Annotated in this window: 10 protein-coding genes; 3 read left to right on the top strand and 7 right to left on the bottom strand. The window is 69.8% G+C overall.

Translation table 11 applies throughout. From position 1 onward, the window contains the following. The first annotated feature begins 124 nt into the window (after window positions 1-124). Entirely contained in the window at window positions 125-1,588 is a 1,464-nt protein-coding gene (locus ACZ470_RS18645) for an MFS transporter (RefSeq protein WP_468428436.1), read from the top strand. An 88-nt stretch (window positions 1,589-1,676) separates the two neighbouring features. On the opposite strand, the gene ACZ470_RS18640 is transcribed toward ACZ470_RS18645, so the two are convergent. Next, on the bottom strand, window positions 1,677-2,639 hold the full coding sequence (locus ACZ470_RS18640) for a helix-turn-helix transcriptional regulator (RefSeq protein WP_468428434.1): 963 nt from the start codon (window positions 2,637-2,639) through the stop codon (window positions 1,677-1,679). 117 nt (window positions 2,640-2,756) lie between these two features. Between ACZ470_RS18640 and ACZ470_RS18635 the strand changes: the two genes are divergently transcribed. Next, window positions 2,757-3,443: an alpha/beta fold hydrolase gene (locus ACZ470_RS18635; protein ID WP_468428433.1), complete on the top strand. Its 687-nt coding sequence runs from the start codon at window positions 2,757-2,759 to the stop codon at window positions 3,441-3,443. 257 nt (window positions 3,444-3,700) lie between these two features. On the opposite strand, the gene ACZ470_RS18630 is transcribed toward ACZ470_RS18635, so the two are convergent. The 3 genes from ACZ470_RS18630 to ACZ470_RS18620 all read right to left on the bottom strand — a co-directional run bounded on the left by ACZ470_RS18630 (window position 3,701) and on the right by ACZ470_RS18620 (window position 10,333). Further along, window positions 3,701-4,429 (bottom strand): dienelactone hydrolase family protein, encoded by a 729-nt coding sequence (locus tag ACZ470_RS18630; protein WP_468428431.1) that lies wholly within the window; start codon window positions 4,427-4,429, stop codon window positions 3,701-3,703. A 108-nt stretch (window positions 4,430-4,537) separates the two neighbouring features. Then, window positions 4,538-7,291, bottom strand: coding sequence for an AAA family ATPase (locus ACZ470_RS18625; RefSeq protein ID WP_468428662.1), 2,754 nt, complete (start codon window positions 7,289-7,291; stop codon window positions 4,538-4,540). A gap of 270 nt (window positions 7,292-7,561) precedes the next feature. Next, complete coding sequence (locus tag ACZ470_RS18620; protein WP_468428429.1) at window positions 7,562-10,333, bottom strand: ATP-binding protein; 2,772 nt, start codon at window positions 10,331-10,333, stop codon at window positions 7,562-7,564. Between the two features lie 360 nt (window positions 10,334-10,693). On the opposite strand from ACZ470_RS18620, the gene ACZ470_RS18615 reads away from it, so the two are divergent. Continuing rightward, complete coding sequence (locus tag ACZ470_RS18615) at window positions 10,694-10,987, top strand: helix-turn-helix domain-containing protein (protein WP_468428428.1); 294 nt, start codon at window positions 10,694-10,696, stop codon at window positions 10,985-10,987. Between the two features lie 93 nt (window positions 10,988-11,080). On the opposite strand, the gene ACZ470_RS18610 is transcribed toward ACZ470_RS18615, so the two are convergent. The 3 genes from ACZ470_RS18610 to ACZ470_RS18600 form a co-directional block, all read right to left on the bottom strand. Continuing rightward, on the bottom strand, window positions 11,081-11,614 hold the full coding sequence (locus tag ACZ470_RS18610; RefSeq protein ID WP_468428427.1) for a cupin domain-containing protein: 534 nt from the start codon (window positions 11,612-11,614) through the stop codon (window positions 11,081-11,083). 55 nt (window positions 11,615-11,669) lie between these two features. Further along, entirely contained in the window at window positions 11,670-12,188 is a 519-nt protein-coding gene (locus ACZ470_RS18605; RefSeq protein ID WP_468428425.1) for a quercetin 2,3-dioxygenase, read from the bottom strand. A gap of 154 nt (window positions 12,189-12,342) precedes the next feature. Further along, window positions 12,343-13,497 carry an XdhC family protein gene (locus ACZ470_RS18600; protein ID WP_468428423.1) on the bottom strand — a complete coding sequence of 385 codons (1,155 nt, stop codon included), beginning with the start codon at window positions 13,495-13,497 and terminating at the stop codon, window positions 12,343-12,345. Window positions 13,498-13,513: the final 16 nt, after the last annotated feature.

The following is a 13,513-nucleotide window of genomic DNA, read 5'->3' as shown; positions in this document are numbered from 1 at the left end:
CGCGAGCCTCCGGTGGAGAACAAACGTGTGGCCCCGGTCGCCGACGGCTCGGTACGGTCACGGCCATGACGATCGTCGAGGCCCCGGAGCCGACCACGCGGCTCAACCGGTGAGGAGCGCATCCGTGTCCACCAACTCCGAGGCCGGCAAGGGCGAACGAAGCTGGGCCCTGCTGCTCGTACTGTGCGGAACGATCTTCCTTGAGGGCAGCGACGTCGCCATGCTTGCCGTCGCCGTCCCCTCCATCCGCGCCGACCTCGGACTGACCACCGGTACCGCGGCGTGGGTGATGAGTGGCTACGTACTCGGTTACGCCGGTTTCACCCTGCTCGGCGGCCGCGCCGCCGATCTGCTGGGCAGACGGCGGATGTTCCTCACCTGGCTGGGCGTTTTTCTGGTCTTCTCCATGCTGGGCGGCTTCGCCACCGACGGCTGGATGCTGGTCGTGGCCCGCTTCGTCACCGGCGTGGCGGCGGCCTTCATGACCCCCGCCGCCATGTCGATCATCACGACGTCGTACCCGGCGGGGCCGCAGCGCGACAAGGCCCTGCTGGTCTTCGCCGGCGTCGGCGCCGGCGGGTTCTCGCTCGGCCTCGTCATCGGCGGGCTGCTGACCGGGATCGGCTGGCGCTGGGTGTTCTTCGCGCCGGTGTTCCTGGCCGGCGCCATCCTGCTCGCGGCGCTCAGGCTGCTGCCGGACGAGGCCCGCCCCGAGCCCGCACGAGACGGCTACGACCTGGCAGGCGCGGTCAGCGCCGCCGCCGCGATGCTGCTGCTCGCCTACGGCATTGTCCGGCTCGAGCACGGTGGCGAAGGGGTCGGGCTGACCGTCGGCACCCTCGCCGCCGGTCTGGCACTTGTGGCGGTGTTCATCCTGATCGAGGGGCGCGCCGAAGCGCCGCTCGTCCGGCTGGAGATCTTCCGCAAGGCCGCGATGGTGCGGGCGGACGTCGCGGCGATGCTCTTTCTGGGCGCGTTCTTCGGCTTCCAGTTCATCATCACGCTCTACTTGCAGGAGCTGCGCGGGTGGTCCTCCCTCCAGACCGCGATCGCGCTGATCGCCATGGGCTGCGACGCCGTGCTGGCGCCGACTCTTACCCCGCGCTTGGTCCACCGCTACGGCAACAGCCGGGTGATCTTCGGCGGCTTCGTTCTGGCGACCGCGGCCTACGGACTCTTCCTGCCGGTCCGGACGGACTGGCCGTACGCGGCGATGTTCCCGAGCCTGCTCATCGCCGGCACGGCCTTCGCCCTCGCTTACGGTCCGCTCACCATCGCGGCGACCGAGAGCGTGGCCAGGGAGGAGCAGGGCTTGGCCGGCGGGTTGCTCTACACGTTCACCCAGTTCGGCGCGGCGGTGGGGATCTCCGCGGCGACCGCGGTCTACGGGATCGCCGTGGCCGACACCGACGGCTCACCGGGCGCGGTGCTGGATGCCTACCGCACCGCGCTCGTCGTCCCGGTGGTCATGGTGCTGCTCGGGGCGGCCGTGTCCGCCTTCGGCCTGCGCGGCGCCGGGCCCGCCGGCCGGCGGGAGAACCCACCGTCCGCGGCGCGTGACGGGGCCGGCGACGCCATGCCTGGCTGATGGCGCCGCGCGCAGGACTGGATCGGTCCGAACCCGGACCGGGCCAGGTTCGACGGCGACGCGAACTGAAGCACCTGGTGGGGCACGGTCACGGTTGGTCCGCCACGGCGGCGGTGAAGCGTGCCGCGAGTGTCGCGACGGCGGCGCGCAGTTCCTCCCCGCCTTCGACGCGGAAGGCGAACGGCACTCCCGCCAGCCATTCCTGTGCGTACATGGCCGGGTTGCGAGTGCTGCCGACGAGCACGCATCCGTCGCCCAACGGTTCGAGCCGCCCCATGGGCGGCCGGATCGATGGGGCCACCTCGGTGAGCGGAGCGTCGAACACCACGCGCGTGGGGAAATCCCACCCGAGGCCCAGGTTCTCCTCCAGCATCGCCACCGGATCGAGGGCCTCCGGCGGCTCGAACCCGTGCCCGGTCGGCCGGACCGCGCGGACCCGGTCGACCCGGTACGTACGGATCGCGTCCGCGCGATGGGAGTGGCACAGCAGGTACCAGCGCCCGTAACGGACCACGAGGGACCAGGGATCCACCTCCGCCTCCCATTCGTTTCCGGCCTCGCTGCGGTACGTCACCGAGACGCGGCGGCGGGCGGCGACGGCGTCGACGAGTTCGTTGGTGACGGCGGGGTCCGGGCGGGTCGAGTACGGGTCCGGCGCGGCCGACGCGTACTCCCGCAGCTTCGCCGCCTGCTGCCCGACGCCCTCCGGCAGCGCCTTGACGACCTTGCCCAGGGCGGTGCCGATCAGGTCGTCGGCGTCGGTGGCGGCCGGCTGTCCCCCGAGGACGGCCATCACCAGGCCGAGGGCCTCGGACTGTGTGAAGTGCACAGGGGGCAGCCTCGTCCCGCGCCCGAGCCGGTACCCGCCGTGCGGGCCTCTGGCCGACTCCACGGGGATGCCGGCCTCGCGCAGGATCCCGACGTACCGGCGTGCGGCCCGCTCCGTGACGCCCAGTCGTTCGGCGAGTTCGTCGGCCGTCGTACCGGGGCGGGCCCGGAGGATCTCCAGGGTGCGCAGCGCTCGGGCGGTGGGGCTGAGATCGTTCGGCACGGGAGCAGGCTAATCCGCTCCACCGAAGGGTTCGGCGGTCGCCGTACGATCCGGCAGCGGATTGTCCGGATCTCCTCCTACGGTGGCATGCGTCGAGCAACTGGAGAGGAACTGACGATGGACATCCTGCTCATTGGTGGCCTGTGGCTGAACGGATCCGTGTGGGACCGCGTGGCGTCCGCACTCGAGGACCTCGGTCACCGTCCCGTACCGGTCACGCTGCCGGGTCAGGGCATCGGCTCCGCGTCCGCCACGCTCGACGACCAGGTGGCGGCGGTGCTGGCGGCAGTGGACGCGGCACCGGGCAAGCTGATGGTGGCCGGGCATTCCGCCGCCTGCACACTGGCCTGGCTGGCCGCCGACCGACGGCCGGAGCGCGTCACCAAGGTCGCCCTCATCGGAGGCTTCCCGACGGCCGACGGTCAGCCGTACGCCGACTTCTTCGAGGTGAGGGATGGCGTCATGCCCTTCCCCGGCTGGGACCCGTTCGAAGGGCCGGACACGGCCGACCTCGACGGCGAAGCCAGGCGAGAGTTCGCGGCCGAGGCGATCCCCGTGCCCTCGGGTGTGGCCAAGGGCATGGTGCGACTGACGGACGAACGACGGTTCGACGTCCCGACCGTGGTCGTCTGTCCGGAGTTCACGCCCGCGCAGGCACGTGAGTGGATCAACGCCGGCGACGTCCCGGAACTCGCCCGGGCCGCACACGTCGACTTCGCCGACATCGGCTCGGGCCACTGGCCCATGATCACCCGGCCCGCCGAACTGGCCCGGATTCTGGCCGAAGCAGCGGATGCGGTTTGACGGGCGGAGTTGTACGTGCCGTGCCGTCACCGCCCGTCCGGCACAGGGGCTGTCCACGGTTCCGCATGCCGGGGAGTGTCTTCGGTCCGTTGCGGGATTCGCTCAAGGCCACTGCGGCCTTCGCCGTGCCGGATGGACACCTGCTGCGGCGGGGCATGACTGCGTTCCGTGCAGGACAAGATACGGCCATGTCCGAGGCCCTTTATGCCTCGAAGCAACGAGCTGGCAGAGTCTGCGAACAAACCCTTCTGGCCAGATCACTCCGTTGTGGGCAGGCACTCGGCGAGCAGGTCGACGACGTCCCGCCAAGCTCGCTGCGCGTGCTGAGGGTGATAACCGACCCCGGGAAGCACGACGTGGTCGACCGGTGGGTGATGGAAGGCGTGCAAGGCGCCGCCGTAGACCACGAGGCGCCAGTCGACGCCCGCAGCCTGCATCTCGGCGGTGAATGCGTCCCGTTGCGCGGGCGGCATGATCGGGTCTTCCGACCCGACCCCGGCCCACACCGGGCAGTGAATGCGTGCCGTCTCGCCTGGTCGGCCGCCCGTGGTCAGTCCGTTGACTGTCGCGATCGCGCGCAGGTCGACGCCGTCGCGCCCGAGTTCCAGCGCGATTGCGCCCCCGGTGCCGTAGCCGACGGCGGCGATCCGGTCCGGGTCGGTACGCGGCTCGGCGAGGAGCACGTCGAGCGCCGCGTGGCCGATGCCTCGCATCCGGTCGGGGTCGGCGAGCAGCGGCATGCAACGGGCCAGCATCTCCTCAGGGTCGTCCAGATAGCGCCCGCCGTGGAGGTCGAAGGCCAGCGCCACGTATCCCAGCTCGGCGAGCGCGTCGGCCCGGCGGCGCTCGACGTCGCTGAGCCCCACCCCCTCGGGCCCGACCAGGACCGCGGGCCGGCGGTCGACCCCGGCCGGGAGCGCGAGGTGCCCGATCATCGTCAGGCCGTCGGCCGCGTATTCGATCGTGCGCGTTGTCACCGTCGTCATAAGACTGGACTGTAGTGATCGTGGAGCCCGGTCGGGCCGGTGTTCTGCCGCTGGCAGAAGGCAGATATCTGGCTGGCCGGTGGGGCCCGTCTGCCCCTGCCGGACGTTTTACAGCCCCCCTGCGGAGAGGCTAGTCCGAAGCTGTTTGCGTGAAGTGACTCCGAGCTTCACGAAGACCTTGCTGACGTGCCATTCGACCGTGCGTGGGCTGATGAAGAGCCGGGCTCCGATCTCCGAGTTGCTGAGGCCTTCGCGGACGAGTCTGACGATCTGCGCTTCCTGGGCTGTGAGTTCGCTGCTGGTTCTGTCCGAGTGTCTTCGGCTGTTTTCGCCGGTGGCGGCCAGTTCACGTGCGGCTCGCTGGGCGAAGCCCTCCATGCCCATTCCGGCGAAGAGTTCGTATGCGGTGTTCAGGTGTTCGCGGGCAGCCCGGCGGCGTCGCTTGCGGCGTAGCCACTCACCGTAGAGAAGGTGGGCGCGGGCCGACTCTCCGCGGACTTCGGCACGGTCAAGCCGGTCGATCGCTTGCAGGTACTGACTTTCGGCCTCTGTTCCTTCGCTGAGGAGAGCACGGGAGCGGGCCTCGATGCCCAGGGCCCAGTCTGTGCCGCTTGGCCGAGTCACCTCGGTGAGGCGGTCCAGGGCGTCAAGGGCACGCTCGGGCGCGCCGCCCCGGGCAGTGGCTTCGATGTACTCGACGAGAGACAAGGTAGGGACGCCCATTTCCAGTTGGCGGTACTCCTTGCCGGCTGCGCTCGCTGCCTCGGCGGCCTCGTTGTACCGGCCGAGGCTGTTGTACAGCATGGCGCTCGCCCACCCGCTGACCACCGGTCCGAGTCCCTCGCCCCGGCGGGCGGCGCCCTCGTCGGCGCGCTTGCTCAGATCCACGCAGTCGGCTTCGCGGCCCCGCCAGGCGGCGACGAAGAGCGCGGCGTACAGCGGCGCTGCCGTTCCGACCGCGTCGGAGACCGTCTGCACCTCCGCTGCCAGCGAGGTGGCCTCCGCCAGTTCCCCGTCGAGTACGTGGACCACGCACCGCGTGGTCAGTGCCAACGGAAGCGTCGCGATCTGCCCCGTCTCCCTGACGAAGCGAAGATACCGGTCCGCCAGGTGGGACAGCGTTTCCTTGTCCCACAGCCCCACAGCGGTCAGACAGATCAGCCACAGCCAGCGCAGGCCTTCCTCCGGGCAGCGGCTCGGCTCGTGAAAGGCACGCAGGGCCAGGCGCAGGCTGGGCACGGCGGCAGGATGGCCTTCGGTGATCCGCAGCGCCATCCCGTCGAGCAGGAGATCGGTCGGACGGGGAGTGGACGGGGCCGGTACGCGGCGTGCCGCCGTGGCCGCTTCACGCTGCTCGCCGCTGTAGGCATGCGGGCCGGTGAAAATCGTTGCGTCGATGACTTCCAGATACGTTTCCCTGGCGAGCGCCACGTCGTGTCGGGCGAGCAGGTTCGCGGCTTCGAGCAAGAGAACGGGAGCCTCGCTGCCCCGGTTCCTGGTGAAGGCGATCCGGGCGCGCATCAGATCGATCTCACCGCGTCGGTGCTCGTCGAGGGATCCCGCTTCGCCGATGGACAGCAACTTCAAGGCGGTTTCGGGGTTTCCCGCCTCGTGCGCCACTCGTGCCGCGGCCAGCGCCCGCATCCGACGACGGGCCGGTTGGGGTGTCAGTTCCACGGCCCGTGCCATGAAGGCCGCTGCCGCGGCACCTCCGCCTCGTCTCCGCGCCCGGTCGGCCGAGCGTTCGAGTTCAGCTGCTACGACCTCGTTGGGGCTGGATGCACCGTGCGCCGCGTGCCAGGCACGGCGGTCGGGATCCGCCGCCGCATCCGTCGCTCTCGCCAGCGCGCGGTGCGTGCTGCGCCGGTCTTCGGGGGATGCGGCCCAGTAGACCGCCGACCGAACCATCGGATGAGAGAAACTGACTCGATCGTCAATCGTGAGCAGGCCCGCCGCGACGGCGGGGGCAGAGGCGTCGATGTCGATTCCGAGCTGCTCGGCCGCAAGCCACAGCAGAGCCGGTTGGCCGGTCGGATCGGCTGCCGCGGCCAGCAGAAACCGCCGCGCCTTCGGTGGAAGTCCCGCGACCCTATCCACATATTCTGTCTTGATCCGGTCCGTGACCGGCCGCACGCTCGGCAGGCCGTAGCCGCCGGCCAGTTCCAGCAGAGTCGAGGTCTTCGGCAGTTCCAGCAACGCCAGCGGATTGCCCCTGGTCTCGGCGACAATGCGACCGAGCGCCTGCTCGTCCCACGGCCCGGGGAGCACGGAACGCAGCAGCACCCGCGCATCGTGATCCGGCAGTCCTTCGATCAGGATCTCGGGCAGACCGACTGGCTCGACGGTGCTGGGGAGCCCGTCGTCCCCTACTCGGGTCGCGAAGACGATGGCCACCGATTCAGCGAGTAGGCGTCGTGCAGTGAACCCCAACGCCTGCATGGACGCCTGGTCGAGCCACTGTGCGTCATCCACGACACACAGCAACGGCTGGTCCCGGGCGACTTCGGACAACAGGTTGAGGACACCCAGGGCGACAAGCGAGCCGTAAGGTGCCCGCTCGGATCCCAGCCCCAATGCTCCCTTCACCGCGTCACGTTGAACAGCCGGAAGGTCGGCGATCCTGTTCATCACGGGCCTGCACAACTGGTGCAGGCCCGCGAATACCAGCTCCATCTCGGACTGAACGCCGGTGACCCGGGCGACACGAAAGCCCCGAGCACGCCCGACCAGGTATTCGAGCAACGTGGTCTTGCCCATGCCCGGCTCGCCCCGCAGTACCAACGCCCGGCTCTCACCTCCGCGCACGGCATCGACCAGATCTTCGAGCTGCCCGCACTCCCAACTGCGCCCCAGAACGCGCACCGGCGTCACCGGGCGCCCAGCGCGACACGGAGCTGTGCGAAGTGGGTCAGGCAGCGGTGCGGGCGCTTACGGTCCAGCGGTGCCGGGAGGTCTGCGGCCACGGGGACGAGGGACCTGTCCGGGCAAGCGAGGGATGCGGGTGCATACAGCATGCGTCACAGGGTTCTGTGGCCGGTGCGCACTCGCATCCGTGGTGTCCCTAGCCGATCTCCACAGTGCTCACGACGTGGGCCGGTTCCGCCGAATCGGCACCTTCGCCGTGGCCGCCGGTCAAGGAAGCCGTCCCAGCTGGTTCCGTGAGGTGATACCCAGCTTGGCGAAGACCTTGTGCAGGTGGTACTCGACGGTGCGGGCGCTCAGATACAGGCGGCCGGCGATCTCCTTGTTCGTCAGTCCATCGCGGGCCAGCCTCACGATCTGGGCTTCCTGCGGCGTGAGCCGGCCCGCGGTTTCGACGGTCCGTTTGCGGGCGGTCTCACCGGTTGCCCTCAGTTCGCGCGCCGCCCGGTCGGCGAACGCCTCCATCCCCATGGCCATGAACATCTCGTGGGCGGTGCGCAACTGCTCGCGTGCCTGGGACCGGCGCCGCTCACGGCGCAGCCATTCGCCGTAGAGGAGGTGGGCGCGGGCGAGTTCCCCGCGCACGCTCGTGCGGCCGAGCCGGTCGATCGCTTCCCGGTAGCGGCCTTCCGCCGTCGTGCCCTGGCTCAGGAGGGCGCGAGCGCGGGCCTCGATGCCCAGCGCCCAGTCCGTGCCGCTCGGGGTCGTCACATCGGCGAGCTGCTCGAAGGCTTCGGCCGCGGCCCTGTGGTTGTCGCTCCGCACGCCGGCCTCGACGATTTCAGTGAGCACCCAGGTCTGGGTGCCGAGCTCGGCGGGACCGCGGCCCCGGCTGCACTCGAGTGCCGCCGCCAGAGCCTGCTCGTACCGGCCGTGGCCGATGGCCAGCAGAGTGGCCGCCAGGGAGCTGATCACCGGCGAAATGCCCTCGCCGTGGCGGGCGGCGTCGATGGCGGCACGCCCGGCCAGTTCGGCGTAGTCGTCCTCTCGGCCCTGCCAGCCGGCCAGTACCAGGCCCCCGTAGGTCGGAGGGCTGATCCCGATCGCCTCCGAGACAGCCGTCAACTCCTGGGCGAGCGAGGCGGCTTCGGCCAGTTCACCACCCAGAACCCGGTCGGCCATTCGCGAGCTCAGGGCCAGGGGGAGGTTGGTGATCCGGCCGGTCTCCCGGGCGATCGTCAGGTGCCGGGCCGCCAGCAGGGACCAGGTCTCGTAGTCCCACAGGCCCACGGCGGTGATGCTCGCCAGCCACAGCCAGGGCAGCCCTTCGTCATCAGTGAGATCCGGGGCCCTGAAGGCGTCCATCGCCGCTGTCAACGTGCTCACACAGGCGGCCTGTCCTTCGGTGATGCGGAGCACCGTGCCGTCGAGCAGCAGGTCGGCCGCCCGGCTCGCATGCGGCAGCGGCGATACGGCCCGGGCGGCCTGGGCCGCTTCGAGTTGGCCGCCACCGGGGGCCAGCGAGCCCGCGAGGATCGCCGCGTTGATCGCTTCCAAGTAGGTCTCGCGCGCCAACGGCACATCGTAGGACTCCAGCCGCCGGGCTGCCTTGAGCAGCAGGCCCGCGCCCTCGGCGCCCCGTCCCACGGTGAAGGCGATCTGGGCGCGCAGCACTTCCAGCTCGCCCTGCCTCCGATCATCGAGCGGGCCGGCCGCGGCGATGGACAGCAGCCTCAGCGCGGTGTCGGGCGATCCGGCCTGGTGCGTCATCCGGGAAGCGGCCAGCGCGCGCTCGGCCCGGCGGCCGGGGTCGGGGGTGAGCGCCACCGCCCGCTCCAGGAAGGCGGCCGCGGCGGCCAGGCCACCGCGAGCCTGGGCACGCTCGGCCGAGCGTTCGAGTTCGGCGGCGGTCGGCTCGTCCGGTTGCGCGGTGCCGTGTGCGCGGTGCCAGGCGTGCCGGTCCGGATCGGTGTCGATGTCGGTCGCCTCCGCCAGGGCGAGATGGACCTTCCTGCGCTGCTCCGGCGACGCGGCCCGGTAGACCGCCGAACGCACCAGCGGATGCCGGAAACGCACCCGGTCCCCGACGTCGATCATGTCCTCGGCCGCGTCGGCCGCGGCGATACCGACACCGTCCCCGAGCACATCGGCCGCACGCCACAGCAGAACTGGGTCGCCGAGCGGCTCGGCGGCCGCCAACAGCAACAGCTGCCGGGTGGGTGCGGGCAGACGCTCCAGCCGTCGTTGGAAGGTCTTCTCGATGCGGCCCGAGAGCGTACGCGCGGCCGGCGCGACCAATCCGCCCGCAAGCTTGAGTGAAGGCAGTTCGCGCGGCAGTTCCAGCAACGCCAGAGGGTTTCCGCGGGCCTCGCTGAGAATCTGGTCGCGAAGCTGTTCGTCCAGTCGGCCCAGGACCACTGTGCCCAGCAGCGCACGCGCGTCGTCGTCGCCCAGACCCGCGAGGTCCATCACCGGCAGCCCGGGCAGCCCGTCCTCCTCACCGGAACTGCGAACGGCGAACACGATGGCCACCGACTCGGCGAACAGGCGGCGGGCGACGAAGGCGAGCACCTGCGCGGATGCGCGGTCCAGCCATTGGGCGTCGTCGATCACGCAGACCAGCGGACGCTCCTCGGCCGCCGCCGCGAGCAGGCTCAGCACGCCCAGGCCGACGAGGAAGTAGTCCGGCGCCGGCCCGGCACGCGTGCCGAATGCCGTGCCGAGCGCGTCGCGCTGTGGTTCGGGCAGGTCCTCGAGCCGGTTCAGCAGTGGCACGCAGAGCTGATGGACCGCCGCGAACGCCAGTTCCATCTCCGACTGCACTCCCGCGGCGCTCACCACGAAGCAGCCGGAAGCGGCCTTCTCCAAGTACTCCAGTAACGCGGACTTGCCCACGCCCGCCTCACCGCGGACCACCAGCGACCGGCTCTCACCGGCCCGGACCGCCGCCAGCAGCCGTTCCAGCTGCTCGCACTCGGTCTCCCGGCCCAGCAGTCCCAGGCGACGCCCGGCACCGGTTCCTGATCCTGCTTCGCCGATCACCCGAGAGTCACCTTCCATTGCGCGCCGATCGCGCGCACGACCTCCGTTCCCCCACCACGAACGGAGAGCGACTCTCGTCGCGAAGCCCGACCGCCGGCATGCCACCGCCTGATGAGCTAATCATTCATCAGATGCAACATCAGGATCAAGATGCGCGATGGCACGCCCGATGGCTACGGGGGTGGCCGGGGACGCTACGGATGCGAGCGCCCACGGGTTGCACGACTCTCTGTTGCGTGCCGTGCGTATCGCCATCCCGCGAACTTCCGATGTCGCGCCACGGTGTGAGGATGCGAGGAGTGGGCAGCCGGGATTCGGAGCACCCGGACGAACGCTGTTTCGAAGCGCGAAAGGCTATGGATGACTGGCAAGCTGGACTACCGCTGGCATCTTCGGAGGGTCATGGCCAGCCGGGGCATGTTCTCCACTGCGGATCTGCGTCCGCTACTGGCCGAGCGCGGCATTGATCTGTCGACGAGCCAGGTGTACCGGCTAGTTGTGGAGAAGCCGGAGCGGCTCAACCTCCGCGCGCTGATGGCGCTGCTGGACATCCTGGACTGCACGATGGCCGACCTGATCGAACCTCTGTCGGTGCGCGATGCGCACGATGCCCGAGAGGCTGTGCCGGACGGCGACTTCGGCGCGCGGCCGTAGGGAGTCGAGGTGCGGCCAGTTCACGGCTCGCCGATTCGGCATTGGCGGTAGCCGCACCTCTCGTCCCGTCACTGAGGGCTGGCGCCCATGACCTCAGGCGTAGTCGTTCTCGCCGGGGAGCAACTGCACGTTCAGACCGGCCAGCGCCTGCTGGAGCGCGGTATCGGTCCTGAGCCGGTTCTCCCACTCCTCCGGGTCGAAGTTGTGTTCGTCCATCCCGTGGTCGACGAAGAACTGCTCCATTCCGCCCGGGCTGTAGAACACCATCATCTTCGACGGCACGTCGAGGATGTTCTTGAAGCCGTGACGCGTGCCGCGGGGGATGTACACGAAATCGCCCGCACCGGCCTCGAAGGTCCGGTCACCGTTGACGAACCGGAACCGGCCCGACTGAATGAGGAACGCCTCGTCCTCCGCGAGGTGCGCGTGCGGCACGTTGCCGTACCCGGGCGCGACGATGCCCTCCATGACGCCGAGTTGGCCCTTGGACTGAACGGCCGTCACCTTGATGGTGAACCGCTCTTCGCCGGTCACGCGAACGGCTCCCTCGTCGCTGCGCACGACGAAGCCGTTGGCGGACGTCCAGATCGGATCGTCCCTGTCCGGCAGTTCGATGTTGAACGTCATGATGCGAAGCTCCGCTTCCTTGAAGATGCGAGTAATGTCGCCGTGTCCCGTACGGCTAGTCCTCGGGAAGGATCGTCACCTGCTGCTCGAGCAGTCCGTCCACCAAGGCGGCGTAGCGCTCGGGGCCCCAGGGCGGCGACTGCTTCCCGGGCTCGGGCACGTCTCCGTTCTCGACGAAGAACCTCTCGTGTCCGCCCGGGGTGTACAGGAAGAGCATCCTCGCGTCGCTGTCCCCCACGTTCTTGAACCGGTGACGCGTTCCGCGGGGGATGAAGACGAAGTCCCCCGGGCCTGCCATCTGAAGGGCGTCGCCATTGAGGAACTCGAGCTGTCCGGACAGGACGTAGAACGCCTCGTCCTCCTTGCCGTGGCTGTGCGCCACGGGACCGCCCCCGGGTGGCACCACGGCCTCGGCGAAACCGAGGGAGCCGTTCGTGTCCTCGGCCGTGACCTTGATCGTGTACGTGTCGCCCGCGAGCCACCGCTGGGTGCCCTCGGAATGCCGGACGAACACACCGCCCTGCGTGGTCCAGCGCGGATCGTCCTTGCTGGGAACGGGGAACGGGAAACTCATCTCATGCTCCTCAACAGCCGCTGGGGGAAGAACTCGCACGACGTGCATGTGGCCGGATGCGGCGGTGCGTGCCGCGGGACGGGATCACCGGCCCGGCCGCCGTGCATCCAGAGTGCGACGAGCACCCCTCAAGGACAAAGGGCAGATAAGTACCTTACTTTTTGTAAGTTACATGTGTGAGCTGTGCGCCGGTCACCGTGTCGCGATGGATGGGGTTGGCCGTGCCCGTCAGCGGTCGGCCGGTGCCGCCGTACCGAGCGGCGACGAACTCCGCTGCGATCGACAGGGCGGTCTCTTCAGGCGTGCGTGCCCCGAGATCGAGACCGATCGGCGAGCGCAGCCGGTCCAACTCACGCTGTCTCACGCCGGCTTCGCGCAGCCGTACGACACGGTCCTCGTGTGTGCGGCGGGAGCCCATCGCTCCGACATAGGCCACCGGAAGCTTCAGCGCGCGTTCGAGCAGGGGTACGTCGAACTTGGCGTCGTGTGTGAGTACGCACAGCACCGTGCGCTCGTCGACGTCGGCCGTCTCCAGGTAGCGGTGCGGCCAGTCGGTGATCACTTCGTCTGCTTCCGGGAAGCGGGCCCTGGTGGCGAACACCGGCCGTGCGTCGCAGACGGTGACGTGGTAGCCGAGAAACTTGCCCACCCGTACCAGCGCCGCCGCGAAGTCGATCGCGCCGAAGACGATCAGGCGCGGTGGTGGGGCGCTGGACTCGACCAGCAGGGTGAGCGGCTCGGGGCAGTGGCTTCCGTCTCCCCCCACCACCAGTGTGCCGGTACGCCCCACCTCGAGCATGGCCCGTGCCCCGGCGGCCGCTGTTCGGGTGAGCTGCACCTGGTCGCCCAGCGCTCCCTCGTACGTTCCGTCGGGCCTGACGACCAACGGCAGGCCCATCAGTTCGGCGGGACCGCTGACGGCGCGGGCCAACGCGATCGTCTCGCCCGAGCGCACAGCGGACAGGAAGGGGACGAGCATCTCCCGCACCGGCTCTCCGCCCCGCACCGGCGTGACCAGGACGTCCAGAGTTCCGCCGCAGGTCAGACCTGCGGCGAAAGCGGTCTCGTCGCTGTATCCGAAGCGTTCCAGGACAGTCCGGCCGTCTTGAAGCGCCTGCCGGCAGAGCTCGTACACCGCTCCTTCGACACAGCCACCGGAGACCGAGCCGACGGCCGTCCCCTCGTCGTTCACGGCCAGGGCCGCACCGGGTTCGCGGGGTGCGCTGCCGCTGACCGAGACGATCGTGGCCACCGCGAAGTCGTGCCCCTGTCGGAGCCAGCGGTTCAGGTCTCCGGCGATATCCAGCATCTCCATCTCCTGTGGA

It is taken from the genome of Streptomyces sp. NPDC031111, assembly GCF_055570675.1.
Note: the sequence above shows the minus strand (reverse complement) of the source record. Positions and strands in the feature narration are given on the sequence as shown.

Bases quoted from the DNA above. Each gene is read 5' to 3' on its own strand.
- ACZ470_RS18635 (WP_468428433.1), top strand. From the start codon at position 2,757: ATGGACATCCTGCTCATTGGTGGCCTGTGGCTGAACGGATCCGTGTGG.
- ACZ470_RS18610 (WP_468428427.1), bottom strand. From the start codon at position 11,614: ATGACGTTCAACATCGAACTGCCGGACAGGGACGATCCGATCTGGACG.
- ACZ470_RS18605 (WP_468428425.1), bottom strand. From the start codon at position 12,188: ATGAGTTTCCCGTTCCCCGTTCCCAGCAAGGACGATCCGCGCTGGACC.
- ACZ470_RS18600 (WP_468428423.1), bottom strand. From the start codon at position 13,497: ATGCTGGATATCGCCGGAGACCTGAACCGCTGGCTCCGACAGGGGCAC.
- ACZ470_RS18615 (WP_468428428.1), top strand. From the start codon at position 10,694: ATGACTGGCAAGCTGGACTACCGCTGGCATCTTCGGAGGGTCATGGCC.
- ACZ470_RS18630 (WP_468428431.1), bottom strand. From the start codon at position 4,429: ATGACGACGGTGACAACGCGCACGATCGAATACGCGGCCGACGGCCTG.